Origin of the sequence: Desulfospira joergensenii DSM 10085 (genome assembly GCF_000420085.1) — a bacterium.
Lineage (GTDB): Bacteria > Desulfobacterota > Desulfobacteria > Desulfobacterales > Desulfobacteraceae > Desulfospira > Desulfospira joergensenii.
In genome coordinates this window covers 2,227,459-2,254,432 of sequence record NZ_ATUG01000001.1, presented here as the reverse complement: position 1 = coordinate 2,254,432, position 26,974 = coordinate 2,227,459, and the positions used below count along the sequence as shown (strand labels likewise).

Below are 26,974 nucleotides of genomic sequence, written 5' to 3'. Positions count from 1 at the left end.
CATGAAGCGCTCTAGAATAAATGCGGAAATCCAATCCGCAATAAAACTATTTGACCAAATCGGATTTAAGCTGCCGCCCTTTGCCTTCTGGACCCCTGAAGACTGGTCCGGCAGGATAAATCAGGTCCGGGAGATCATGGACAACCGCCTGGGATGGGACGTGACCGATTACGGGCATAACACCTTTGACAAAATGGGACTTCTGCTCTTTACCATCAGAAAAGGCAACGCCGGTCAGCCGGATATCTATGCCAAACCCTATGCGGAAAAACTCATGGTCTGCCGGGAAGGCCAGGTGGCGCCCATGCACTTTCACTGGAGGAAAATGGAAGATATCATCAATAGGGGCGGAGGCAATCTGGTTCTTCGGATGCACGGGGCAGCCCCGGACGGGACCCTGTCCCGGGAAGCCTTTGAGGTCTCCATTGACGGGCAGAAAATCCGGGTTGAACCGGGGCAGGAGATCATACTGACCCCGGGAGAGAGTATCTTTCTGGAACCCTTTGTCTATCATGAGTTCTATGCCCAGCAAGGGACCGGGCCGGTGGTGATCGGTGAAGTCTCTTCGGTCAACGACGATGAAGAGGACAACCGGTTTCTGGAATCCATGGGCCGGTTTCCGGCCATTGAAGAGGATGAGCCCCCCCTTTATCTTCTCTGTACAGACTACAAAGAGCGGGTGCTGAAGATCATTTAGTCCATAAACAAAGGGATGCCATGGCTGTTGCTGACAGGGGATTGCTCAGGGAAATCAATCAGTTTACCATTTTAAACACGATCCGGAGCCTGGGGTCTGTCTCCAGGGTTGAACTGGCCCAGATCACCGGCCAGAGCCGGGCGTCCGTCACCAATATCACCGCCCGCCTCATGGAGAACAACCTGATCTATGAAAAAGAGGTAAAGGATTCCAACCAGCGGGGCCGGAAACGGGTCATGCTGGCCCTGAACGCAGATGCCGCCTATGTTGTCGGGATCAAGGTTTCCGCCTGCATGATCTCCTGTGCGGTCACGGATATGGCTGCCGAGGTCCGCAGCAGCGTTGATCTGCCGGTGGATACCAGTAACCGGCCCGTGGAGTTCGTGGCTGATCTTATCTATGAGGGCGTCTCCTTCTGTATAACCCGTGCCGGTCTCACTCCCGGGCAGGTCTCCGGCATCGGCACCGGCATCCCCGGGCTCATTGACCGGGAAAAGGGGATCAACCACTGGACCCTGTTTACCCAGAAGGACCACCTGCCCCTGCGTCAGCTCATCCAGGGCCGGTTCGATATCCCGGTCTGGGTGGAAAATGATGCCAACACCGTAACCCTGGCCCACCAGTGGTTCGGCCATGGCCGGGGAATCGACAATTTTCTGGTCATCACCATTGAGGACGGGGTGGGCATGGGAATCGTGGTCAACGGCCGGCTCTATACCGGTGAACAGGGCATGGCCGCAGAGTTCGGCCATGTGGTGGTTTCACCCGGAGGGCAGCCCTGCCGGTGCGGCAAACGCGGCTGCCTGGAAGCCTATGTGTCCAATTTTTCCATCATCGGCCAGGCCGCCCAATACCTGGGAAAGGACAGGACCCTTATTACATACGAACAGGTCCTTGGGGCGGCAAACGCAGGGGATAAAAGGATCCAAAAGCTTTTTTCCCGGGCCGGAAGAATTCTGGGCAGGGGGATCGCCGGGCTGATCCAGGTGTTCAGCCCGAAACGGATCATCTTTTCCGGCCGGGGGGTGGAATCCGGCCCTCTTTTGTTTGATCCCATGGAAAAAGAGATGCGACTCCACACCACCGGGGAGGTCATGGAAAACTGCGACATCATCCTCCAGAAATTCTGCGACACGGACTGGGCCCGGGGCGCCGCCACCCTGGCGCTCCAGGAACTCTATAAATCCCCTCTGGACCGGATCCTTCCCAGGATCTGAGCCCCTTTTTCGGGTGAATAAAGAAGGGGTGAAGATGCTGCCCCGAAGTTAAATCCGGTGGGTTCCCGGTAAAACGATGAGGGGGTTGCCATTTTCAGAGGCAGCATCTATGTGAGGGAATAGAACCTTGGCCTCTGTATTTTTAATAGCCGTCGGTCAGAGTCATCAAAAATGCCACCAGATCATCAATATCCCCGTCCGTAAGCCCCAGATTCCCCACCCTTGGATCAATATTCCGATCCAGTTCGGGAACATAGCCCTGGTTGTTGTTGATGAAAGCCACCATATCTTTTAATGAGGCAAAGGTTCCGTTATGGGTGTAGGGGGGAGATGCTGCAATATTTCTCAATGTCGGAATCTTGAATTTTCCGTCCTGGTCCGGATCTTCGACAACCGCTCCCAGTCCCGGGTCTGGCGAGGGAAGGGGGACCAGGGGATTGGAAGGAACCCCGATGTTTGCATATCCGTAATTGGTGAACAGGGCAGAGGGCGCATTGAAATCTGTCGTTGTGCTGTGACAGACAGCGCAATGGTTTTCAAAAAGGCCCTGGCCCTGCTGCTCGGCATCCGTGAACTGGTCCTGGGCCAGATCGTATTTGGAAGAAAAAGCGCTTACTTCAAAACTGCGTTCATAGGCTGCAACGGCACGGCCGAAATTATCGTAGGCCTCATCTACATCATCAAGAGAACCCGCTCCGAAAACGCTGATAAACAGATCCGCATAAACAGAATTTTTGATGACATTGATGATGCTCTCTTTGTCCGGCATGGCCATTTCAACAGGATTCAGGGGGGGACCCTGGGCCTGTTCGGCCAGGGGATCCCCCAGGACCGAGCCGTCTGCCCTTCCGTCCCAGAACAGGCCGCCTCTCCATTCTCCGGTGTCCAGAGAAAGATTCGGGCTATACCCGGCATATGCGGAGCTGGGGGCGTTTCTGCCTCCTTTACTGGTCCCGTCAGCTCCGATGGAAACCACGCTTGTTTCCGGATTCAGGGCATTTCTCCGGTCTGCAAATCCGGCAAAAGGGTGATGGCAGACCTGGCAGGACTGGGTTCCGTTAAAAGATAGATTCTTATCCTTGTAAAGATGCCTGCCAAGCAGCTCCATGTCTGTCAGTCCGCTTGGATCACCTGCATAAGCCCCTCCTAAAGAGGCGAAAAGAACAAATAGGATAATGGTCACTTTTTTCATGGTTTTGTCTCCTTTTTCCTGTTTGATGCTTCTTTGCTGGTTAAGGCGTTTTTCCATTAAAGGGGAGGCATCCACTGGGATGTCCCTTCCAAGCAAGAAATAAGTGAAGGGAGGTCAGAACGACCTCCCTATCCCAGGCAGTGCAGCCGTGGGAATGTTACTCCTTGCCAAACGGATCACAGGTTCCGGCATTTTCCGGGTTGCTGGATGAAACTGGCACCCGTTGAGAATTCCTGTTCATTTATCCGCAGTCGCCGGGTCCGTTTCCGGTCCCGTCGGCCGGTCCGTCTCCGTCGCCAGTTCCGTCACCCGGGCCGTATCCGCCGTTATCTCCTGTTCCGGCATTGCCATTGGCGGCCATGAGCATCAGATGAGAGCTGACGCCTGTCAGTCCGCAGTCGCCGGGCCCGTTTCCGGTCCCGTCGGCCGGTCCGTCTCCGTCACCTGTGCCGTCACCCGGGCCGTATCCTCCTGCCTGGGCCATTAACTGATCTGTTATCCTGATCTGGGCTCCGTTTGATCCCCAGGCAGGAAGGGTTAAAAGACCAATAAGCAGTACCAAAAAACCGATTTTCAATTGTCTTTTCAACATGTCTTCTCCTTGCTGTTTGTGAGTTGAATTTAGGCCACCTCATTATTAGAGATACCCTTATAAATGTGTGACCGTTTCACACAGAACCGCTTTTATTCTGAAATTGGGGCGGAATCATTTTTCCATTTGGTTTTGATTGAATAACGTTTTAATGATTGAAACGTTACAAAATATTTTGTTTAAATTTTGAATTGAGCCAAACAATAAAGGGGATCGCTCTCTTTACAATTATTTTCCGGGATTGTATGTTTTTACCTTGAAGACGCTCTTTTGTCGTGCAGAGGGTTTGTTCCCATGATTCAGGAAAAAGGAAAAAAATATGAACGAATATGAATTTTACCAGGTGGAAAAGAAACCGCCCCTTGCCTGGGTATATTTAAACCGGCCCCAAAAGAACAATGCCATGAACCCTCCGGCCTGGAAAGAGAGTATCCCGATTTTCAGGGACCTGGATCAGGATCCGGAGATCCGGGCCGTTGTATTGACCGGAAGGGGAGGCTGTTTTTCATCCGGGATCGACCTCACGGGCATGGTTCCGGAGCTGCCCGAACTCATGGACTCCGGGCAGAAAGGCGGGATCAAATGGCGTCTTCTTGAAAAGATCAAAGGACTCCAGGAGGCCATCACCTGCATTGAACGATGCAGGAAACCGGTGATTGCGGCCGTTCACGGCCATTGCATCGGCGGGGGGCTGGACATGGTTACGGCATGCGATATCCGGCTCTGTGCCGCAGATGCCTCCTTTTCCTTAAAGGAAGCCGCCTTGGGCTTTGTGGCCGATGTGGGGGTGTTGCAAAGGCTGCCCCTGATCGTGGGACAGGGCATTACCCGGGAGCTGGCCTATTCAGCCAGGACCATTGATGGGCAGCGGGCTGAAAAAATTCTTCTGGTCAATAGAGTATATGAGGATCATGAAGCCTTGCTTGAAGGGGCGAATGCCCTGGCACTGGAGATTTCGCAAAATTCGCCCCTGGCCGTCCAGGCATCCAAGGATGTTTTAAATTTTGGTATCGGCAAAAGTGTGGATGAGGGCCTGAATTATGTCGCCTCAATCAGTGCCAATATCATTCCCTCCAACGATCTTATGGAGGCAATAACCGCCTTTGCCGAGAAACGGCAGCCCGAATTTACCGGAACCTGAGTCAGATCTTCCAAATCCCTTTTCAGCAGCCCGGAACCGGACAAATATTTTTTGACCATCCTGCCCTGTTCATGTATACTTGAGATCAATTCTGAATTTCCTATTCCATCGGGTCGTTTCTTCCTTCTCATTCTGGACTGAAAACTGAGGGTTTCATTTTCATTATTTTGTCATTCGTCAAACATCAATGGGAAAGGAGCAGGTATGAAGGATCAGTCATCACAGGTTTTTCTCCAGCGGGCCAGGGTCTTCAACATGTTCAGGAGGACGGCTTTTGTTTTATTTTTCGTCGCCTTGATCTATTCCCTGGCCGCCGTGGTCTATTCCACCCAGGTCATCTACAAGGTCAAGTTCAACTATGCCGTTATTCTTGAGCAGTTCGGCGGAAAAAGGCGGGCCGTTACCGAGGTGGGATGGCACTACCGGCTGCCCTTTTTCACCCGGCTGGAGAAAGAAGTTCCATTGATGAACCAGAATATGTACCTGGGCGGTTCTTCCGCCCCCATTAAAATTATTTCCCAGGAAAACGTGGCCCTGTGGACATCGGCACTGATGACCTTCAGAATCCAGGATCTCAAGGTATGGGGCATTGAAAACCTCTCCCCGGAAATCCTGCTCCAGGGGGATTACGACGGTATCGCCAAGGACATTCTCCAGGGTAAGGAGGTGAACAAGCTCATCTCCGACCGGGAGTCCATCAAGGAAGAGATATTTCATGCCCTGAAAAACAGGCCCATCAACAAGAACGGCCCCACCCTCGAGGGAAAATACGGCATTGAGGTGGTCAGTTTTGTACTCAACGAGACAAGGTTCGGGGATAAGCTTGTTGAGGCCACCGAGGAGAAAAAGCGGCGCCAGCTCATCGCAGAGGCGGAGAACTATGCCGCAGACCAGGAATCGGACCGGATCCGGAAACTCTATAAGGCATATCTTGAGGGCATCCGTTCCCTTCACCAGGCCCTGGGCGGGGAGGGCAGGACCGTGAATCCGGCCCTTCTGGAATTCCTTTCCCAGCAGAAATGGGCTGCCGCCTATGAGAAGAACCAGTCCGATCAAAATACCTTTGTGCTCCACGGAACCAGCCTGCCCCCGGCCATTACCCTGCCGGCCATGGAAGGGAAAATGGAACCTTCGGAACCGGCGGCTTCGACCGGAACAAAACAGGCCCAACCGTAAGCCGGAATCAGCAGGGGGAAGAACATATGGCCAAGAGAACCACAAAGGAAAAAAAATATATCTCCTTACCCGAGGAGACCATTGAAAAAATTGAATCCATGGTATCTTTCTGGACCTATGATACCAAAGCGTTTGTAAGGTCCCGTCTCAATCAGTACAAACCGGCCCATCCCTTTATTTCATCCGTCAAAGAGTTCTTTTTTCTTGTTTTTTTCATGAAGAGAAAAACAAAACAGATGAACGTGCTCAACAATCCCCAGATATTGACGGACTGGAAAAAGCGGTTCCTCTATTCCGGAGAGATCAATCCCGGGGCCTCCTGGAACAAAATCATCGAAAAAGAGCTGACCAAGCCGGAATACCATTATCTTATCGCCGTTCTTGACCGGGAACTCACCGATCTGCATGTGCCTGTGGAACTTGAAAAAACCTTTGAGAAGATTTACCGGGTCCATATCCGCAAGGAGCATCTGGAAGATCCGGACGTGCCAAAGGCCCCCATCATGCTCATCGAGGGAACCTCGGGATCGGGCAAGAGCGCCACGGTCCGGGAGGCCCTGGAAAAGGTGGTTTTCCGGAACGAGGTCATTCCCACGGTGGACTGGAAGAGGAAGAAAGAAGAGCTTTTGGGAGAGCATGGCCTGTTTACCCAGCTCGAAGACGTGGATCCCGAATTTGCCATGGAGATTGCGAAAAAGAAAAAGACCGATTTTTACCGGCGTTTGGCCAAAATTCCCATTCTCAAACGGGTCTTCAGAAAGAGGATCATGAGCAGCCTGACGGATTTCGAAGATCTGGGCATTGAGGTGGATTCCTCTGTCATCACCCCCAACGATTACCAGACCGCCCTGTCCGGCGAGCCGGGCAACTACTTCAAGCGGGCCATGGGGCATCCCAAGGTCACCTCCATCCGCCATATAGAGGAGGCCCATTCCGCATTCGGAAAATCCGAGTCCAGTGCAGGGGGCAGCGGCGGGGCTGAAAAACAGCAGAGAACCCTCATCGACACCTCAAATATCGTCCTGGACGAGATCATTGACGGCCGGCGGGACTGCTTTGTCGTTGCCACCAGTGACCAGACCCATCGCTTTGATTCCGCCATTTACCGGCGGTTTGTGGAACGGGGAGTCATTATCGATATTTCCAAATACTGGATGAACCGGGAGAATTTAAAGAAGATCATCATCCTGGAGATCCGGCGCCATCAGATTCCCACGAAATTCAGCCCGGATTCCGAGCGGCTGGACAAGGCCGCCGATAAGATCTACGCCATCTTCAAGGAAAGAAGCCTGAAGATCAGCCCGGCTTACGTGAGAAAGCTTATTGAGTCCGTCATCAATATCCGGGGGGATTTTCTCCTGGAGTTTCTGGAAAATTCCATTCTCATCCGTTCGGCGTTTCAGCTTGTGGCCAAGAACGTCTACGGAGAACTCTATGACAAGGTGGTCGACCGCATGGACCGCCAGATCTCCTGGGAAGAGTACGTGGGCGATATCAAGGACAAGTTTTCCGAAATGGCCAACAACTGCTTCAACTACGGGGTCAGCGAGGACAAGGGGGTCGTGCTCACAGGTCCCCCGGGCTCGGGCAAGACCTATCTGGTCCGGACCTGGCTCTCCTCCAATACAAAAGTTCATGATATTGCCACCAGCCCCTCTGCACTCCAGGACCCTTCCAGCCCGGTGCACGGGGCGGTTTCCAACCTGGAGAAGGTCTATGATATTGCCAAGATGATCGCTCCCACGGTGATCTTTTTCGACGAGGGGGATGCCCTGGCCCCCAAGCGGAGCGGAACCGGAGGCCAGCCCTCGGATGCCCTGACCAATAAGTTCCTGAACATCATTGACGGTGAAATTCCTCTGAACAAGGTGTTTACCGTCCTGACCACCAATAGGCTGGACATCCTTGATCCGGCCCTGATCCGTTCCAAGCGGCTGAAAACCCTGGAAATATCCGGGCATATGCGCCAGAAGGATATCTTTGACATCATTAAAAAACAGTTCAAGGATGTGCCCCATCCCCGGGAGTTTGAGGTGGAAAAGATCATTGAGACGGCCCAGGGGATCTGCAATACTCCGGCCGATTATACCTCTTTTACGGAAAAGGCCATTGCCCTGTGCACCACGGAGTTTAAAGTCCTGCTCAAGCTCAGGCAGCTCAAGGCTTCCACCGAGAGTCAGAAATATGACTTTGTCAAGCTCAACTTCAAGACCGTCCTGGGGATCCTTGACGCGCTCAAGGCGCCACCCCTGTTGAAATCCAAGATCAAGCACGATTTGAAAAACTTTGTCAAACATTACGACAAGATCGTGGAGACGGTTGGACATGTGACCCGGGAAGAGGACTATCCCCTGGTGGAGGCCCATCTGGAGTCGGCAAGACGGGAAATTTCCTCCAGCCCGGTGCGCAAGGGATCGGTCCAGCTGAACGAATTTCTGGAAACCGAACTGAGCAGGGAGCCCCAGGTGGGATTCATCGTCGGAGTGGGGGCCAATGACATGACCGGCATGCTCCTGCCCATTGCCACCAGCCTCACCGGCCGGGTGGAGAGTTCTCCCATCATCGTCACCGGGGCTGTGTCCTCTTCCACGGCCCAGACCGCCCAGCTGGACATGGCCGTTCAGATGACCCAGCAGTCTGCCCAGGAGGCCCTGACCATGGTGAAGAACTATATCCAGGGACTCTGCCCCGAGGTCAGCATCCCCTGGCTGTTCGGAGATTTTCTCCAGCGCTACTCCATCCATCACCAGCTTTTGTCCGCCTCATACAACGTGGGCGGCCCCTCTGCCGGTTATGCCCTGGCCTTGAACACCATGTCCGCCATTTTAAGAATCCCCCTTTGCATTGACTTCGGCATCACCGGAGCCCCCTGGACCAAGGGGGTCAGAAAAGACGAGGTCGGGGGCTCGGTCATCATCGGGGGGCACCGGAAAAAAACGGAAAAAGTGCTTTTATACCTGAGACGGATGTATATGCCCCTCCAGAATTATAAGGATCTTGAACCGGAATTTCTCATCGGATACTGGCAGCGGGACAAGGACATCATTGCCGTGACCCATTTTGCCGATCTCATGCCTGAGGTGCTTTTCCTGGACCAGACCCACAATGACATGAGAGAAGATCTCATTGAAAAACGGATCAAATACAAAACCGAGAAATACTATGATGCCGACAAAACCCCCCGGCTCAAGGAAGATATTATCCATACCAAAAAAGAGATGCGGTACCGGGCGGAACAGGAGATCCTCAAGCGGGTTAATGCCATCAGGTTTTACCTCCTGGACCCGGACCGGGAAAAATACATCTCCCATGAGAAGATCTTTGAGAACTATATTGACGACAACGTGGTCTGCTGCGTCAGTTCCTGAAAGATCCGTCCTGATCTCTCAAGGCAACCGGTTTGTCTAGGATCTCCGCCCAGATCACGGCCCGCCGGAGCCGGCATGATCTGACCTGTCCCGGCCCAAGGCAGGAAGGGCGTGCCGGCCGAAGATCTTGCTGAATCGATCCCGGTTCCGGGGATCTCTCCCGTTTTTTCGCTTCCCGCCCTGCTGCAACAAAGGCGTCTGCCTCATCTTCCACAGGCTCCCTGGGGTCAAAGGGGGCCTCTTGGGGGCGGACCCGATTCTGTCCAGGATCTTCCAAAGGAGGCTCTGCCAGATCATCCCAGATGGTTTCCCCGGATTTTTGTTTCTGCGCCCCGGCCTGGCGTTCAAGCTCCCGGCGGAATTCCTGAAGCTGATCTGATATTTTTCCGAACAGGGAAAACAGGCCCGGTTTTTTGACCTTTTTCTTTTTTTCCGGACCTGCCTTCATCTTTTTTTTGGCCAGGCGCCGCCTTACAATGGAAGGCAGCGCCAGGAACAAAAACAGGATGATGATATTTATGAGGGTGTCAAAATCCATTGGTAAGCCTCTTGTTTTTTCTTGCCAGCCATATTCAAAAAATCTATTTGGGGGGTTCCGACGGCTGATCCGTGGCAATCTGATCCCTCATCCGGGTGTCTGCGGAGATGTTCTGCATTCGGTAATAGTCCATGATGCCTAAGTTTCCGCTCCGGAACGCCTCGGCCATGGCCAGGGGGACCTGGGCCTCGGCCTCCACCACCTTGGCCCGCATCTCCTGGACCCTGGCCTTCATCTCCTGCTCCTGGGCAAAGGCCATGGCCCGTTTTTCCTCGGCCTTGGCCTGGGCAATCTTCTTGTCTGCCTCGGCCCGGTCCGTTTCCAGCTCGGCTCCGATGTTTTTGCCCACATCCACGTCTGCGATATCAATGGACAGGATCTCATAGGCGGTTCCGGCATCCAGGCCCTTGCTCAGAACGGTTTTGGAGATCATATCCGGATTTTCCAGCACTTCCTTGTGGGTATTGGCCGACCCGATGGTGGTGACAATTCCTTCCCCGACCCGGGCCAGGATGGTTTCGGCCCCGGCTCCGCCCACCAGGCGGTCGATATTGGCCCGCACCGTCACCCGGGAAATGGCCTTGAGCTGGATTCCGTCCTTGGCCATGGCCGCCACCAGAGGGGTTTCAATGACCTTGGGATTCACCGACATCTGAACGGCCTCCAGTACATCCCGGCCGGCAAGGTCGATGGCTGCGGTCCGGTTAAAGGAGAGTTCGATATTGGCCTTGTCCGCCGCAATCAGGGCCTGGACCACCCGGGATACGTTTCCCCTGGCCAGGAAATGGGATTCCAGGCTGTCCGTGGGGATTTCAAGTCCGGCCTTGACCGCCATGATCTTGGATTCCACGATCAGCTTGGGCGGAACCTTTCTGAACCGCATAAAGATGATGTTCAGCAGTCCCACCCGGGCTCCCGACACCAGAGCCTGGATCCACAGGTTGATATAGGAAAAAATAAAATAAAAAAGCACCAGGCCCAGGATGCCCGCAATGATCAATAAAATATACATGATGTCCATTCTTTTTCTCCTTGCTGGAAAGTCCGAAGCCGCAAGCCGGAAATAAGGCCCGGGATCCGTTGATTTCCTGTATGAGTTAAAATCTATTCAAGTTTCTCAACGATGATTTGATTTCCTTTTACCCCGGCGACCCCGATCCTTGTCCCCGCAGTCACATATTCCCCGTCCGTGATCACGTCCAGGCGTTTCCCTTCAATCAGGGCCATGCCCGAGGGGCGCAGGTCCGTCATTGCCTCACCGGTTTTGTCTGCCCAGGCATCAAGGTCCGGGGACTGGGAGATCACTCCTTCCCGGGAGGACAATTTCCGCTGCAGGGAGAGGGGGGATGCGGCCAGGGCCCGGATGCCGACGTATATCAGAATTGGGACCAGGATCAGGTCCGCACCCACAAAGACCATCCCCGCAGCCTGGGAAATATCATTGAAAGCCAGAAAAAGGGAGTAGAAAATCAGGCCGGCAGCCAATAGGGAGAGCAGTCCCATGGACGGGATAAAGATCTCCGCTACAATGACCAGAATCCCCAGAACCTGCAGAACAACCGGAAAAATATATACCTTCATCCTTTATTCATCCTTTCGCCTCACAAACACCCTGTTCCGCTCCACAGCCTCCACCACAAGCCGGGTTCCGGCTAAAATAAACTCTCCCCGGGTGATGGCGTCGATTTTATAGTTGTTTTTGTCCAGCTTCATTTTCCCCGAGGGCCTCAGGGGAGTCAGGGCCCGGCCTGTATCCCCAGGAACCGCCTTTTGGGCTTCCCGGGAGTCTGCATGGGAATCTTCCAGGGTGGCGGACAGGTAAGGTCCTTTGACCAGGGTTGAAAATCGGGGCAGGAGAAACCGGACCGTGAACAAAGAGATCAGAAAGGCACCCATAAAAGACCCCAGCACCAGGCCCAGGTTTTTCAGCAGAAGCCCGGACTGCCAGGGCATGTCCGGGCTGGGAATCACAAAATCCTGAAACGCCAGAACCAGGCCGGCGGCAATGACCATAAGCCCTGAAATTCCGGCCACCCCGAATCCCGGGAGGACAAAGACCTCGATTCCCAGGAGCAAACACCCGGTGAGCAGCAGGAGAAGTTCCGTATAATCGGCCAGGCCCACCAGGTATTGATTAAAGAATACCAGACCCAGACAGACAATGCCGATGATGCCGGGCAGCCCGAATCCCGGGGCTTTGATTTCCGTGTATAGGGCCCCGATGCCCACCAGCATGAGGATGGACAGAAAAGGCTGGACCATCCGCACCAGGCTCTCGGACCAGGACTCTTTTGTGATAATCAGGGTGTAATCCTCATATCCCAGGAATTTCAGGGCCTGGTCCAGGTCCGGGACGCTCCCCCGAGAAAAGCCCAGGTTCCGGGCCTCGGTATCATCCATGGTCAGGAGCTCTCCCTTGGCCACAATGGTTTTTTTTTCGGCTTTTTTTTTCGACTCATCGTCCAGATCCTTCCACTCGGTCTGATCCATGAACCGGGTTTTGCCGTCCAGGGTCACTTCATATACTTCCATATTCTTGGAGACCATGGACTCGGCCAGGATTTCCGGATAATGATTTTTCTTGGCCAACGCCCGGAACTGGGCCCTGAGAACGGTCTGGGTCTTTTCCCCGGCCTCTTTCTGGCCTTCCCCGGTCTGGAACATGGGGGCGCAGTCTCCGATCAGGGTATGCTCTTTCATGACCAGGACATGGCCGGCCAGGGCAATGAGAGCGCCGGCGGAAATGGCTTTTTTCTCCACATAGGAGATGGTCTTTCCCTTGGAGACTCCGGACAGGGCGTCCACGATTTCAAGGGCCGAATCCACGCGCCCTCCAAAGGTATTCAGCTTGAACAGGATGACCGTTTCCGGATCGTCCGGGATCTGGTCCAGACTCCTTTTGACAAAGGCGGCCATGCCCGGCTCCACCATTCCTTCCACCGGTACCACATGGATGGACTGTCTGGCCTGCACCGGGCCCGGACACAACTGGAGCCAAAATAAAATGAAGATTCCCAGGGCAATGATATATATGGCTTTTTGCATTCAAAGAACCTAAAGCTTATGGGCCGGCCGGATTAAACCGGCTTCCCCTATTGTGTTTCCCTAAACATGGCATGATACTGCTAACTTTGATTCTAAAAAGAGTATACCACGAAACCGATGGATTCATAGAAAATTATTTATCGGGGCCCGGGGGAGGGCCTATAAACTTGACAGGGAGTGATGCAAATCAATTCCGGGGTTGAGTGCCGGTCCTTCCTGTTTCACAATCAAATCTCCGTTGTTGAAAAGCAGCCAATTTTTGTTTTTTTAGGGCTTTGTTAGAGGCCGGTGTTCAGGGCGAATCCCGGTTGCATTTTTATGGCAAACAGGTTAGATTTCCAAGCCATGGGTATAAAGAGAGAACAAAGGGGACGGATGAGGATAGAGCCGGTTTTCAGGACACGGCTGTTTCCGGCGTGCCTGGTATTGCTGATGATCATGGCCGGGGGCTGCTCCATCCAGTCCAGGATGATGGCCAATCTCTCAGACACCATTGTCAACAACAATGACCTGGCCATGGTCGAGGCCGGTGCTCCGGCCTATCTGCTCATGATCGACGGCCTGATCAAGGATGATCCCAATTCCGAAGAGATGCTGTCCACGGCAGCCCTTTTATACACGTCCTATGCTGATGTTTTTGTCCGGGATGGTCAGCGGGCCGGAAAAATTGCAGCCAAGGCCCTGGGCTACGCAAACCGGGCTCTGTGCATCTCCAATACAGAGGCCTGCGGCTTGAAGGAAAAACCCTATGAAGAATTCACAGCCGCGCTTGAATCCACGGACCGGGGAGATATCCGGGCCCTCTTTTCCCTGGGCAGTGCATGGGCCGGGTGGATCATGGCCAACAAAGAAGATTTCAATGCCCTGGCAGATATTTCCCGTATAGAGGATATCATGCTGCAGGTGGTCCGTCTGGATGAATCCTATCGGGACGGGGCCCCCTTTTTATATTTGGGGTCCCTGGCCACTTTTCTGCCCCCGGCACTCGGGGGGCGGCCCGGACAGGGCAAGACTTATTTTGAAAAGGCCATTGAGCTTTCCAAGGGAAAAAATCTCATGGCCAAGGTTATGTTTGCCAAGCTTTATGCCAGGATGCTGTTTGACCGGGAACTTCACGACAGACTGCTCCAAGAGGTCATGGAAACCGATCCGGCCGTGCCCGGCCATACCCTGGTCAACACCTATGCCCAAGAGCAGGCCCGTCGCCTCCTGGAAGAGGCCGACGATTATTTTTGAAAATTCTTAGATTGCCATGGGTTTAAAATTTTGGAGAAAAATATGGTTTTAAAGAGATATCTGCCGGTTCTGACTCTGTTGCTTTTGACCTTGTTCATGGGGTCGCCGGGTTGGGGCCTTACCCTGAAGATCGCCACGATTTCGCCGGAAGGCTCCATGTGGATGACCCAGATGCGCCGGGGAGCCGAACAGGTAGCCCTTGAAACCGAGAAAAGGGTGAAATTCAAATTCTATCCCGGCGGGGTCATGGGCAATGACAATGCCGTTCTCAGGAAGATCCGGGCCGGACAGCTCCAGGGCGGGGCCCTGGTCGGGGGAAGTCTGTCCAAGTTCTTTCCGGCCAACCAGATCTATGCCCAGCCCATGAAATTTTCCAGTCAGGAGGAAGTGGATCATGTCCGGGAACAGATGGACCCGTTCATCATGGACGGACTCTACCAGGCCGGGTTTGTCACCTTCGGCGTTACGGGCGGGGGTTTTGCCTATATCATGTCCAAGGAGCCCATTGAAACCCCGGCAGATTTTAAGGACAAAAAAGTGTGGATCCCGGACAATGACCAGACCAGTCTGGATGCGGTCCGGGCTTTCAATATCAATCCCATTATTCTGCCCCTGTCCGACGTCAGAACCGGTCTCCAGTCAGGCCTCATTGACACGGTGGGGACCTCTCCCGTGGGGGCCGTGGTCCTCCAATGGCATACCCAGATCAAGTATGTCACCAATATCCCTTTGATTTATCTCTACGGGATCATGGCCGTTGACAAGAAAAAGTTCATGAAGATCAGCGAACCGGACCGGGAAATCGTATCCCGGATCATGACCCGGGCCTTCAAGGAGATTGATGCCCGGAACCGGGAAGACAATATCAAGGCTGTAGAGGCATTGAAAAAGCGGGGAATACGATTCATCACCCCGTCGGGCAAAGAACTTGAACAATGGCGGACAACCGCCTCAAAGGCCTCGGAAAAGATGAAGGAAGACGGCACTCTGCCCGCTGACGTGGTTGATAAGATGGACGCTATTCTGGCCGAGTTCCGGGCAAAAACCCCCTAGCAGACCCATGACCGAAAAATTCAAAAAATCCGGACAGACCTTGACAGACCCTTCCCATAAGAACAGGGGGATTTTTCTGTCCGGGGCCGCCCTGTTCCAAAAAATCGAAGACGGGATTCTGGTCAGCCTCCTCATGACCATGATCGGCCTGGCTGTTCTCCAGATATTCCTGCGGAATGTCATGGATTCCGGGATCGTATGGGGGGATTCCCTGGTCCGGGTGCTGGTTCTCTGGATCGGACTTTTGGGAGCAATGGTGGCCTCCAGGAACGATAACCACATCAGCATTGACATCCTCTCCCGGCATCTTCCAAAGGGAGTGAAACGCTTCACAACCCTGGGCACCCATATTTTTACCACCCTTGTCACGGCCCTCATGGCCTGGTTCAGCCTGAAATTTGTCCGCCTGGAAATGGCGGACCATTATACGGCCTTTGCCAATGTGCCGGCCTGGACCTGCGAGATCATCATTCCTTTGGCGTTCCTGATCATGAGCCTGAGGTATGCCTTTTTCTGTGTGGACCAGATCATCCAGATTATTTCCCGGGAAGGATCATGATTTATCTGACTATCGGCATCATCATCCTTGCCGCCTTTCTGGGGGCCCCGTTGTTCACGGTGATCATTGCCGCGGCCATGACCGGGTTTTATTGCTCCGAGATTGATCTGTCGGTCATGGCCATTGAGCTCTACCGGATTGCCGATACCCCCATTCTTCTGGCCCTTCCCCTGTTTACCTTTGCCGGATACATCCTGGGGGAGAGCAATACATCGGCACGGCTGGTCCGGCTGACCCGGGCCTTTCTGGGATGGATGCCCGGGGGCCTGGCCGTTGTGGCCTTTGTGGTCTGTGCCTTTTTTACGGCCTTTACCGGGGCCTCCGGGGTCACCATCGTGGCCATCGGCGCCCTGCTCTATCCGGCCCTGAAACAGGCCGGGTACCAGGACGATTTCAGCCTGGGGCTGGTGACCACCTCGGGAAGCCTGGGCCTTCTTCTTCCCCCCTCCCTTCCCCTGATCCTTTACGGAATCATTGCCCAGCAGATGAGTGCCGGTACAGAGATCCTCATCGAGGACCTGTTTTTGGCCGGGATACTGCCGGCCCTTCTCATGATTGCCATGCTTTCCGGCTGGTCAATCTGGTCAAACAGGAAAAACCCCATTCCCCTGACCCGGTTTTCCCTGAAAAATATCAAAAGCGCGGTCCGGGAATCCATCTGGGAAATCCCTCTGCCCCTGTTTGTCTTTGTCGGAATATACTCGGGATATTTTGCCGTGTCCGAAGCCGCAGCCGCGACCGCCATGTACGTTCTCATCGTTGAGGTGTTCATCTATCGGGAAATCAAGTTCCCCGGGCTTCTGGTCATTATCCGGGAATCCATGATCATGGTGGGGAGCATCCTTCTCATCCTGGGGGTTTCCCTGGCGTTTACCAATTTTCTCATTGATGCAGAAGCTCCCATGAAGCTCTTTCAACTCTGCCAGAGTTTTGTTACCAATAAACTGGTCTTCCTGGTCCTGCTCAATATCTTTCTCCTGGTCCTGGGAGCCATGCTGGACATCTTTTCGGCCATCATCATCATGGTTCCCCTGATGCTGCCCGTGGCCTTGGAATACGGGATCCATCCCATCCACCTGGGCATCATCTTTCTGGCCAATATGCAGATCGGGTACTTTACCCCGCCCGTGGGCATGAACCTTTTTATTGCCGGCTATCGGTTCAACAAGCCCATCATGGACATCTACAGGGCCACCATTCCCTTCATGCTGGTGCTCTTGCTGGCCATTCTCATCATTACCTACTGGCCTGGGCTGAGTCTCTTTTTTATCTCCTGAAATTTTTGGGGCAATCGTAAGAAAAGACCATGATTACTGGGCCGGCTCCAGATGGATCATCACGTCAATGATCCTGTCGTTGCCGTCCATGAGGGTCTCTTTCACGATCTCCGAGATATCATGACCCTTTTTTACGGTGAGATCGGCATCCACTTCCAGGTGGAGATCCACGTAGAATGAGCCGGCCAGGTTCCTTGTCCTGATATTGTGGACACCCCTGACCTCAGGGTTGTTCCGGATCCGGGCCTCCATTTCCTTTAGTTCGGATTTGGACATACCCCGATCCATGAGTTCGTTGATGCTGGAGAAGAGGATTTCCAGTCCCACCTTGATGATGAAGGCAGACACCAGAATGGCCCCCACCTGGTCCAGAAAGGCCAGGGCCGGATTGATCAGGCAGGCGACAACGGCCACCAGAACCGGGATGGAGGAGAGGGCATCGGTCCGGTGGTGCCAGGCATTTGCCTTGACCGGGGAGGAGTGGGTCTGGGTCCCCACCCGATAGGTGATCCTGAACAGGAACTCCTTGACGACAATGGACAGGACCGGTCCCAGGATCACCATCCAGTTGAGATGGACCGGTTTCCGGTCCATCAGGGAAATCACTCCATTGTACCCGATTCCTGCTGCAGTGGCCAGGAGGATCAGGCCGATGATGACGGTGACAAAGGATTCCAGCTTGCGGTGGCCGAATGGATGGCATTGATCCGGCGGGGCAGACCAGTATTTGACTCCGAAGATGATCACGAGATCCGAAGAGGTATCGGAAAAACTGTGAAGGGCATCTGCCACCACGGCCTGGCTGTTTCCGTATATGCCGATGACCAGCTTGACCACGGACAGAATGATATTGGCCCCAAATCCCAGGAGGGTCACCCTTTGTATTTTAGCTATGTTTTTGTCCATATGCCGAGTTTTATTATTCAAGGATTTTCATTTTTATAAAATCCCTGAACCATTTGCAACTCTTTGTTCATGCTCTTCAAAACATAGAGCCGAGAATTCAGGCCTTCGGACTCCGGTTCAGGCTGCCCGTGGTATACCCTTCCAGGTCAAGGGAGGTAAAATGAAACCCGATTTCCCTGAATTGCCGGGCGATCTCTCTGCCGTGACCCCCTGCCGTGAACCGGTCCATTTCCCCTGGCGGCAGTTCGATCCTGGCAAGGTCTCCGTGGCACCGGACCCTCACAGACAAAAAACCAAGGGCGTGGAGTATGGATTCCGCTGTTTCAATCCGGATCAGTTTCTCCCTGGTGATGGGATCTCCATAGGGAATCCGGGCGGCCAGGCAGGACTGGGAGGGCAGGTTCCAGGTCTCAAGACCCAGATCCCTGGAATAATTCCGGATTTCGTTTTTGGTCAGCCCGGCATCTATAAGGGGCGCCAGGAATCCGGCTTCCCGGGCCGCCTTGAATCCGGGCCGGAAGTCCTTGAGATCATCCAGGTTTGCCCCGTGGGCCAGGTGGGAAAATCCGGCTTCTCCAGCCCTTGCCTTTACCATGGCAAAGAGATGTTTTTTACAGAAATAGCACCGCTCCCTGGGGTTGGCTTTTATGTTCGGATCTTCCAATACCCGGGTTTCAAGGAGGATGTGCTCAAGGCCGAGAACCTGGGCCATGCGGAGGGCAAGATCCGCATCGGTCCGGGTCTGGAACTCGGATCGGACAGTGACGGCAAGGACATCATCACAGGCCTCTTTGGCCGCCGCTCCCAGAAAAGAGGAGTCTGCCCCGCCTGAAAAGGCAATGGCCAGCCTTTTAAAGGAGCCCAGGTCCCGGATCAGGGACTGGTATTTATCCTGATGGTTCTTATCCGGCCGGTCTTTATCAGACATTGTCCGTTTTCAGGTCCGGGTTGTTCCAGTCCCGGATGAGATTCAAAAAGGTCCGGACGGCAATGCCGGAAGGTCCCTTGGGAATATAGGATTTTTCCGTGAAATCCCAGGCCGTGCCGGCAATGTCCAGATGGACCCAGGGGGTCTTGTCCACAAAGTTTGACAGGTAGGCCGCCGCAGTTATGGTCCCCCCGTCCTTGCCTCCGAGGTTCTTGATGTCTGCGACTTTGGATTCGATCTGCTTTTTATAGGCCTTTGTCAGGGGAAGCGGCCACACGGGTTCCCCGGCCTTTTTCCCGGCCGCCGTCACCAGGGAGGTCAGTTTCTCGTTATTGCTGACCAGTCCTGTGTGGTGATGGCCCAGGCCGATGATTACGGCCCCGGTCAGGGTGGCGGCATCGATGACGCAGTCGGGCTTGTAGGTCTTGATCCCGTAGGCCAGGGCATCGGCAAGGACGAGCCTTCCTTCGGCATCTGTGTTGAGAACCTCCGAGGTGACCCCGTTGAAATGGCGGATGATGTCCCCGGGACGAACAGCCCGGCTCCCGGACATGTTGTCCGTGGCCGGAATCAGGGCCACCACTCCCACAGGGGGTTTTTCTTCGCCCACGGCCTGCATGGCCGACAGCACGGCAGCCCCGCCGCACATATCGTACTTCATATCACCCATGCCCTGGGCCGGTTTCAGGCTGATTCCCCCGGAATCAAAGGTAATGCCCTTGCCCACCAGCATAATGGTCTGGGATTTTTTCGCCGGCCTGTATTCCAGGATCACCAGTCTGGGCGGGATGGCTGATCCCTGGTTCACGGCCAAAATGCCTCCCATGCCTAATTTTTCCAGTTCTTTTTTTTCCAGGCATTTGTAAATCAGCCCATGGGTCTTGGCCAGGGCCTTGGCATGATCGGCAAATTCCTTGGATGTCCAGCCGTTGCCCGGCTCATTTGCCATATTTCTGGCTTCGCAGGCAGCCCGGGCCGCAGTCAATCCTTTTCTGGCCCCTTTGCGGACCTGCTTCACAGATTTTCCGGCCGAGAACTGGATGGTTGTAAGCCCTGTATAATCGGTTTCTTTCCTGGTGCTTTCCTTATACTTTGCAAACCGGTAATCCCCCAGGAGAATTCCCTGGGCCAGGGCATCTGCCGTATCTTCCGCTCCGAATCCCGGGATTTCCGGAAGGCAGAGGACCAGGGTTTTCGCCTTTGTCCGCTCGCATGCCTTGGCGATTCCGCCCCCGGCCTCCCTCAGGGTTTCAAAGATCTCGTCCGGATCTTTTTTCGGGTCCATCTCCCCCAGGCCGATGAGCAATATCCTTTTGGCCTTGCCCTCTTTGGGCTCCGGGTAAAAGAGAAGTTCTTCCTCGGCCTTTCCTTTGAAATCCCCCAGGGAAAAAGCCTTTTCCACCCGGGATTTTACGGCCCGGTCGCATTTGGGGGATTTATCTTTTTTTTCAAGGGCGCAAAAGACCAGGAGGTCGGCTGCAATTTCTTTGACGGGTTTTTCTGTGACAGTCAATCGGGAAGGTTTCATGGAATATCCTTACAAAGGCCTAGGCCTAAACTTAAAGGTCAACAGCAAAGTATGCATAAGTAGTCGATTCATTCTATTTAAATTAACCCCTTTGCCCTGATTTTCAATCCCAGAATATCAAAGATATACGATTTAACTAGAAAATTTCCCAAAGACTTCATCCTGAGGTTGCAACCTTGGGGTACATTGTTCACAGGCAAGACCCTTCTCACAGACCCGTCCGTTCCTCCTTTTTTCCTTCCATGGGCAAGCGGATAATAAATTTCGTCCCGGAACCTGGCCTGGATTCCACCTTCAGGTCTCCTCCATGATTCTGTTTTATAATGAAATAGGAAACCGAAAGGCCAAGGCCGGTACCGATACCCACAGGTTTGGTCGTGAAAAACGGCTCAAAGACCCGTTTGCGTGTTGCCTCATCCATTCCAGGACCATTGTCTTCAATCTCCATTCTCAGCATCCGGCTCTCCTTTTCAACGGAAACTCTCAGTATGAAACAGGGTGGATCCTTCTTTGCGGCATGTTTCATTTGCATGGCCTGGGCACCGTTACGGAGAAGATTCAAGAGAACCTGCTGGATTTTTGCCCCCTCACAGGGAATCATGGGAAGATTTTCCTCATACTCCTTAATGATTTTGATTGTTTTAAAATCATATTGTTTTTTCAGGTCATAGTCCGTAGAGGCGATTTCCAAAATCTGGTCCAGGAGACGGTCGGGACGATGGGACGAGACATTTGCGTCCGTTTTTCTGGCAAAACTGAGCATATTATTCACAATTTCTGCCACCCTCTGGCCGGATTCATTGATGGTTTCAACCATATTCAGAATGTTTCTTTTTTCCATAAAGGTTCTGATCTGATCCATCGATATACCGATGGCCTCTGCAGCACTGCGGTTGGCTGGCATGTCAAGGTCGCCAAGTCTTGATTTCATAACATTGGCAGTCTGTATCATTCCTGCCAGGGGGTTGTTAATCTCATGGGCCATGCCGGCAGCAAGTCCGCCAACGGACAACATCTTTTCTGACTGGACCATCATTTCTTCCAGCCGGACCTGTTCTGTCACGTCATCGACCCGGATAACGGCACCTTCAACCCCATTGGCCACCAAAGGATAAATGGTAACATCCTCATACCGCGTTTGATTTTCCTCTTTCCTGACCAGTCGCGGGTCAGAGCAGACCTGCCTTTTATGGATCGCCCGTTTGACCCGCTCCAGTTCATTGGAAAGAACCGGGAACGCTTTTTCAAGGGGCTGTCCCTTTGCCGACTCCGGGGAAACTCCGGTGATCTGTTTTGCTTTCCTGTTCCACTGGGTTACCCGGCCCTCCTTGTCCACTCCGATCAGCACCGAAGGCATGGAGTCGATGATATTGGCAAAATAATTGCGTAAACTGCGAAGTTCTGCTTCGACCCGTTTTTTTTCCGTAACATTGATTGCTATCCCATTTACGCCGCCGACCCTATTGTCTTCATTATAAAAAGGGGTCAAAAAGGAGTGGTATATCGCCCCTGAGGCCTCTGATTCGTATTCACAGGACTGGCCCTTCAGGGCTTTTTTTATTTTTTCCATGATGAGGGGCTTGTCTTTATACAGATACAAAGCGGATAATCCGACAAGTTCTCCGGACTTCAGTCCGAGGGTCTTAAGCTCCCGGCCTTCCGACAGGGTGAAAATCCCATTTTCATCCAGCGACCAGATGATGACCGGAAGAGTATTGTAAATGGCCATGAGCTGGACATAGTTCTGCTGCAGTGCCTGTTCCGCCATTTTCTTTTCGGTAATGTCTCTATATTCGACTGCCCGGACCACACGCCCCATGTAAGTAAGATTCTTTCCGTGAATATAAAGGGGATATCTGGTGCCGTCTTTTCTGATTCCTTCAACTTCATAGGGCTGCTCAAAACCGGCCATAATCTTCTGTCTGACGGTTTCCCGCCAATCAGAAGCGATGAGATTGAAGGCATCCATTCCCATGAGTTCATCCCGGGTATACCCGGAAATCATAGAAAGACCTTGATTGCAATCCAACATAACACCATTGTCATGGATAAAGAGGCCGCCAAAAGAGGCATTGTGAAGCGTTCGGTACCGTTCTTCACTTTCCCGCAAACCCTGTTCCATCTGTTTATGCTCTGTAATGTCCGAGTGTGTTCCGGTAAAACGTATGGGGGTTCCCTCTTCGTTGCGGGCGACAATTTTCCCTTTCCCCCGGATCCACATATAGTCTCCGCCCTTGCGCTGAAACCTGAATTCTACATCGAAGTCTTCCTTTTCTCCGGACAAGTATTGTTTGACGGAAACTAAGGTTTTTTCAAGGTCTTCAGGATGGAGCCGCTTCTCCCACTCCTCGATTGCGGCTGGGAATTCATTGGGTTCATACCCGGCCATTCTGTAATACCGGGAATCAAAATGAAGCCTGTTCTCCTCTAAATACCAGTCCCAGATGCCTTCATTTGCGCCGGACAATGCAAGGTCCAACCGCTCTTCACTTTCTTTTAACGCCTCTTCTGTTTTTTTCCTCTGGGTGACATCCCACACAGTGGATATCATTAGCCCCTTTTCCGGGATGGGCGTGTTTCTGGCGGTAACATAGACCGTCTCCTTCCCCTTTCGCGTGATGGGAATATCTTCCCAGACCATCTGTGAGGGATCTCCTGTGGCGCAGTCTTTTATAATCCTGTTTTTAATTTTTTCCCTGAAAACGGGATCTTCGTAAACAGAAGACCAAAATCCATCAGGATCGGCAAGGGCCTCTCTGGTGGTCCGGTAAAACTTTGGGAAATTGTCGTTTATGTACTCGAACTTTACTGTGGGACCAACAGAGTTCACTGCAATACCGATTGGCAGATTGTCCATTATCGCCCCTATAAAGGCTTGATTTTCCCTGAGCGAGATTTCTATGTTTTTGCGCAGAGTGATATCATGGGCCGAAGCAAAGGTAATTCCCCGTTCAGGCATGGGCTGGGATATCCATTCCAGCCAGTGATATGTGCCGTCTGAGCATCTGTACCGGTTTGTGAAGTTTAATACCTTTTCTCCGAGTTTCAATTTTTCGTTGACGACGGCTATCGTAGGTTCGATATCGCCAGGATGGATAAAATCCATAAAGGATCGGCCGACCAGGTCTTCTTCGGGATGTCCGAGAAATGATGAAAACGCAGGATTGACCTTTAAAAATTTAAAGGTATGGATGTCTGCAACACAAATCTGGTCCGGGGATAAAGAAAATATCTCGGCATAGATTTCTTTTTCCTCCTTGAGTCGCTTAATTTCATTTTGCAGTTCCCGGATTTGTTTTTTCAATTCTTTCGAACTTGGATTTTCAGTCATAGATAGGGCTCTTTTTGATTATTTTTTATGGACGGATTCCATCCTCATTTTTATCAAGAATTCTCCGGACCAGAACCACAAGGTCTTGATTTAGAATCGGTTTTTGAATGAATAGTCTGATTCCGAGTTCAAGTGCCTTGGCCTGGGATATGTTTTCACTGAATCCTGTGCACAGAATAATCGGTATATCCGGTTTGATTTTTAAAATTTCCGCTGAAAGTCTGTCCCCGGTAATTCCCGGCATGGTCATATCGGTTATGATTAAATCAAATTCATTCGGACCGGCTTTAAAGGCTTCAAGGGCTTCCATACCATTGTCAAATGTCTCGACCCGATACCCGTGATCTTCTAAAAGCTCTTTGCCGCTTTGCCTGATAAAATCTTCATCATCAACGACCATTATGGTCTCATTCCCTGACAATTGAGACTCATCTTCAATCTTTGGAAGCGTCGTTTCTATGCCTTCCCTGACAATGGGAAAATAAAGATAAAAGCTTGTCCCTTTTCCAGGCTCACTAAAGACTTCCAAAAAGCCGTCATGCTCTTCAACAATCGCCTGAACAAGGGCCAGGCCCAGTCCGGTCCCGTCTCCTTTCTTCTTTGTCGTAAAATAGGGGTCAAACGCTCTTCCCAATGTTTTTTCATCCATTCCATGCCCTGTATCACTTACTTCAAGCTTTACGTATTCGCCGGCAATCCCCTTTTTATCCTTCAAAAGAATTGAATCGGAAATCTCGAGATCCATTAATGAAACCGTCAGATACCCCCCTGTTTTTCTCATGGCATGATAGGCGTTGGTGCAAAGATTCATGATGACTTGATGGATTTTAATGGGATCTGCCAGCACCAATTTTTTTGAATCCAGCCTGGATTTTATTTCAATGGTGGAAGGGATGGTTGAACGGAGCAGCTTAAGGGCCTCTTTAATCTCAAGATAAATTCTAAAGGGCAGCTTTTGGTATTCACTTTGCCGGCTGAATGTTAAAATCTGCCTTGTCAGTTCCGTGGCCCGCTGGCCGCCTTTTATAATTTGTTCGATATGCGTACGGGCTTTTTCAGGATTTTCCAGATGCGTTTGAGCCAGCTGGGAATACCCCAATATCCCCGATAGAATATTATTGAAGTCATGGGCGATCCCCCCTGCAAGGGTTCCGATGGCTTCCATTTTCTGGGTCTGCTGGAGCTGAGCCTCAAGCTCTTTTCGTTTTTTGTCCGCCTGCTTTTGTTCGGTAATGTCTTTATCCACTCCCCGGAATCCAAGCAATTCTCCGGTTTCACCGATGACCGGCACCCCGTTGGTCAACAGGCAGATCTGCCTCCCGTTTTTACTGATATTCCAATTTTCCAGATCTTTTATGGGCTCTTTCCGGGCAACGATTTTTTCAAATGCTTTGCCGATTTTTTCAGCTTCATCCGGAGCCATGAAATCAAAGGGTGTCTTGCCCATCATCTCTTCCGGAGAATATCCGAGAATTTTTTCCACCCTTTTGGAACAATATATATATCGTCCCCCAGAGTCCACTTCCCATATCCAATCCGCCATGGTTTCAACGATCCCGCCGAGCCGCTCCTTACTTTTCCGCAGGGCCTCTTCGACCTGTTTCCGCTCGGTAATATCCTGGACAAAGGATATCGAAAATTGTTTTCCATTATACTCAATCAGGTTGGATGTGACTTCCACGGGGAAAATGGTTCCGTTTTTGTGGAGATGAACCGTTTCAAAATTATTATCTCCGTTTTGGCAAAGGGTCTGCCATATCGGATCAAAATCCCCCGGATTCAACGTCGGATTTATGTCAAAAACCGTCATGTTCGACAATTCGTCCACGGTGTAGCCAAGGCTTTTGGCAGCCTGCCCATTGGCATTTAAAATCCGGGCGTCTGATCCAATGTGAAAAATACCGATGGAAGCCTTGTCAAAGATAAACTGGGTGAGCCGCAAGGCTTTTTCAGCCTCAGCCTTTTGGGACAGCATTTTATTGGCAGACTCTGCAAGCTGGTCAAGTTCAGAAAATTTTACTTTTTCCCTGTCAATAAATAGGGAGGAGCCCGCTGCCAGTTTAAAGAACTTTGCGAATAACTGAAAATCGTTTTTCAGTCTTTTATTTAACAGGCGGGTAAGCAGCAGAACAATCAAAATAACGGCAATGAAAAAGGATGCTATAATAAGAAAGCTTTGGCGAAGCTGGCTTTTCAACTGGGTCTGCATTAAAAGAATCTGATTCTCCACATCTTCCAGATAAACTCCTGCCGCAGCTATAAAACGGCCGTTCCCGGCCAATTTGAAAAAACTTGTTTTGGGTTGAGGTTCAGGATCATCTATCTTTTTGTACCAGTAATCAACAAAGCATTCTCCATTTTGCCGGAGGCCTTTTAAAAACTCTTTTCTGAAGGGTTTGCCTTTTGCGTCTTTGTAATCGTCTGAAATCGTCTTTCCGGTGTCATTGGGCAGGTTTGGGTTGGCATATACCCTGGCAAAGTTTTTTCCGCCATGAATATCCAATAGCTCATAAACAAAAACATATCCCTCCTTATTGGGTCCGAACCGATGGGTTTCAACATAATGCGAAATTGTTTTTTGCATCGCAGACTCAAGATCATCAAGATAGATTCCTGTACCAATAAACCAGTCAAATGGCTTAAAAAGTTTTACATAGGCAATCTTTTTGAAATCATTTCCCTGATGACCCGGCTTGGTCCAATGATAGGAATAAAAGCCCTCTCCCTTTGATTTGACGATTTTTATCATATCTTTCAAAACATATTGTCCTCGGGTATCCTGCTTATCCGAAAACGAGAGGCCCTCCTGATCAGGTCTGTCTGCAAATAATTTTGAAATGCCGTCAAGGCCGTTGATAAAATAGTATGCTTCGCCTTGACCTAAACGGATCGGACGAAGAGAATCAATGATGATTTTTTGAATATTTTTTTCCGGCATGCGTTCTTGATTTTGATTATAGAGATTTTGAGCAATGGCGTGGCCCACTGAAACCCTTGCTTTTACCCGGGTTTTTGCCTCCTGGAAAACCTTGTCCATTTCATAGTCAATGGTATTGGCCACCCGGATCACCTCGGATTTTATTCTTTGCCGCTGTTTTTCCAAATACTCCCCACGCATTTGTCGGGCCTGAAATTCGGCTTGTCTGATGCTTTTGATTGTATGCGTGCCGAGAAGGACCGCTGCAAGTGC

General features: G+C 51.9%; 20 protein-coding genes. 9 read left to right on the top strand and 11 right to left on the bottom strand.

Going from position 1 to position 26,974, the window contains the following annotated elements; genetic code table 11:
• Position 1: 1 nt before the first annotated feature.
• Both F608_RS0111410 and F608_RS0111405 read left to right on the top strand, forming a co-directional pair.
• Positions 2 to 697: a D-lyxose/D-mannose family sugar isomerase gene (locus F608_RS0111410; RefSeq protein WP_022665773.1), complete on the top strand. Its 696-nt coding sequence runs from the start codon at positions 2 to 4 to the stop codon at positions 695 to 697.
• Between the two features lie 20 nt (positions 698 to 717).
• A complete protein-coding gene (locus F608_RS0111405; protein ID WP_022665772.1) occupies positions 718 to 1,914 on the top strand; it encodes an ROK family transcriptional regulator in 1,197 nt (398 codons plus the stop codon).
• A 142-nt stretch (positions 1,915 to 2,056) separates the two neighbouring features.
• Here F608_RS0111405 and F608_RS0111400 read toward each other — a convergent pair whose 3' ends face one another.
• Positions 2,057 to 3,106: a cytochrome-c peroxidase gene (locus tag F608_RS0111400; RefSeq protein ID WP_027362674.1), complete on the bottom strand. Its 1,050-nt coding sequence runs from the start codon at positions 3,104 to 3,106 to the stop codon at positions 2,057 to 2,059.
• Between the two features lie 241 nt (positions 3,107 to 3,347).
• Entirely contained in the window at positions 3,348 to 3,698 is a 351-nt protein-coding gene (locus F608_RS31565; protein WP_022665770.1) for a hypothetical protein, read from the bottom strand.
• Positions 3,699 to 4,017: 319 nt separating this feature from the next.
• On the opposite strand from F608_RS31565, the gene F608_RS0111390 reads away from it, so the two are divergent.
• From F608_RS0111390 to F608_RS0111380, 3 genes are all read left to right on the top strand, one after another.
• Positions 4,018 to 4,839 (top strand): crotonase/enoyl-CoA hydratase family protein, encoded by an 822-nt coding sequence (locus tag F608_RS0111390; RefSeq protein ID WP_022665769.1) that lies wholly within the window; start codon positions 4,018 to 4,020, stop codon positions 4,837 to 4,839.
• A gap of 204 nt (positions 4,840 to 5,043) precedes the next feature.
• On the top strand, positions 5,044 to 6,015 hold the full coding sequence (locus tag F608_RS31560; RefSeq protein WP_022665768.1) for an SPFH domain-containing protein: 972 nt from the start codon (positions 5,044 to 5,046) through the stop codon (positions 6,013 to 6,015).
• A 26-nt stretch (positions 6,016 to 6,041) separates the two neighbouring features.
• Positions 6,042 to 9,383: an AAA family ATPase gene (locus F608_RS0111380; protein WP_022665767.1), complete on the top strand. Its 3,342-nt coding sequence runs from the start codon at positions 6,042 to 6,044 to the stop codon at positions 9,381 to 9,383.
• Here F608_RS0111380 and F608_RS0111375 read toward each other — a convergent pair.
• The 4 genes from F608_RS0111375 to F608_RS0111360 all read right to left on the bottom strand — a co-directional run bounded on the left by F608_RS0111375 (position 9,373) and on the right by F608_RS0111360 (position 12,966).
• Positions 9,373 to 9,921: a hypothetical protein gene (locus F608_RS0111375; protein WP_022665766.1), complete on the bottom strand. Its 549-nt coding sequence runs from the start codon at positions 9,919 to 9,921 to the stop codon at positions 9,373 to 9,375. The two genes, F608_RS0111380 and F608_RS0111375, sit on opposite strands and share 11 nt — an antisense overlap.
• A 43-nt stretch (positions 9,922 to 9,964) precedes the next feature.
• On the bottom strand, positions 9,965 to 10,942 hold the full coding sequence (gene floA / locus F608_RS0111370) for a flotillin-like protein FloA (RefSeq protein ID WP_022665765.1): 978 nt from the start codon (positions 10,940 to 10,942) through the stop codon (positions 9,965 to 9,967).
• An 83-nt stretch (positions 10,943 to 11,025) separates the two neighbouring features.
• Positions 11,026 to 11,502: an NfeD family protein gene (locus F608_RS0111365; RefSeq protein ID WP_022665764.1), complete on the bottom strand. Its 477-nt coding sequence runs from the start codon at positions 11,500 to 11,502 to the stop codon at positions 11,026 to 11,028.
• Positions 11,503 to 11,505: 3 nt separating this feature from the next.
• Positions 11,506 to 12,966, bottom strand: a complete 1,461-nt coding sequence (locus F608_RS0111360; RefSeq protein WP_022665763.1) for an NfeD family protein — start codon at positions 12,964 to 12,966, stop codon at positions 11,506 to 11,508.
• A gap of 375 nt (positions 12,967 to 13,341) precedes the next feature.
• Between F608_RS0111360 and F608_RS0111355 the strand changes: the two genes are divergently transcribed.
• Genes F608_RS0111355 through F608_RS0111340 form a run of 4 tightly spaced genes read left to right on the top strand, consistent with a single transcriptional unit; the run spans position 13,342 to position 17,091 of the window.
• Complete coding sequence (locus tag F608_RS0111355) at positions 13,342 to 14,202, top strand: TRAP transporter TatT component family protein (protein WP_051148525.1); 861 nt, start codon at positions 13,342 to 13,344, stop codon at positions 14,200 to 14,202.
• 42 nt (positions 14,203 to 14,244) lie between these two features.
• Positions 14,245 to 15,255, top strand: a complete 1,011-nt coding sequence (locus F608_RS0111350) for a TRAP transporter substrate-binding protein (RefSeq protein ID WP_022665760.1) — start codon at positions 14,245 to 14,247, stop codon at positions 15,253 to 15,255.
• A 7-nt stretch (positions 15,256 to 15,262) separates the two neighbouring features.
• Positions 15,263 to 15,814 carry a TRAP transporter small permease gene (locus F608_RS0111345; RefSeq protein ID WP_022665759.1) on the top strand — a complete coding sequence of 184 codons (552 nt, stop codon included), beginning with the start codon at positions 15,263 to 15,265 and terminating at the stop codon, positions 15,812 to 15,814.
• Entirely contained in the window at positions 15,811 to 17,091 is a 1,281-nt protein-coding gene (locus F608_RS0111340) for a TRAP transporter large permease (RefSeq protein WP_022665758.1), read from the top strand. Before F608_RS0111345 ends, F608_RS0111340 begins: the two co-directional genes overlap by 4 nt.
• A gap of 33 nt (positions 17,092 to 17,124) precedes the next feature.
• Here the strand turns inward: F608_RS0111340 and F608_RS0111335 are convergent, their stop codons facing one another.
• The 5 genes from F608_RS0111335 to F608_RS34685 form a co-directional block, all read right to left on the bottom strand.
• The gene (locus F608_RS0111335; protein ID WP_244154265.1) at positions 17,125 to 18,018 is read right to left on the bottom strand and encodes a cation diffusion facilitator family transporter; all 894 of its coding nucleotides are present in this window, start codon (positions 18,016 to 18,018) and stop codon (positions 17,125 to 17,127) included.
• A 76-nt stretch (positions 18,019 to 18,094) separates the two neighbouring features.
• On the bottom strand, positions 18,095 to 18,925 hold the full coding sequence (larE, locus tag F608_RS0111330) for an ATP-dependent sacrificial sulfur transferase LarE (protein WP_022665756.1): 831 nt from the start codon (positions 18,923 to 18,925) through the stop codon (positions 18,095 to 18,097).
• Complete coding sequence (locus F608_RS0111325) at positions 18,918 to 20,453, bottom strand: leucyl aminopeptidase (protein ID WP_022665755.1); 1,536 nt, start codon at positions 20,451 to 20,453, stop codon at positions 18,918 to 18,920. Before F608_RS0111325 ends, larE begins: the two co-directional genes overlap by 8 nt.
• Positions 20,454 to 20,661: 208 nt before the next feature.
• Complete coding sequence (locus tag F608_RS34690; RefSeq protein WP_022665754.1) at positions 20,662 to 23,784, bottom strand: PAS domain S-box protein; 3,123 nt, start codon at positions 23,782 to 23,784, stop codon at positions 20,662 to 20,664.
• 25 nt (positions 23,785 to 23,809) lie between these two features.
• Positions 23,810 to 26,902: a cache domain-containing protein gene (locus F608_RS34685; RefSeq protein ID WP_022665753.1), complete on the bottom strand. Its 3,093-nt coding sequence runs from the start codon at positions 26,900 to 26,902 to the stop codon at positions 23,810 to 23,812.
• Positions 26,903 to 26,974: the final 72 nt, after the last annotated feature.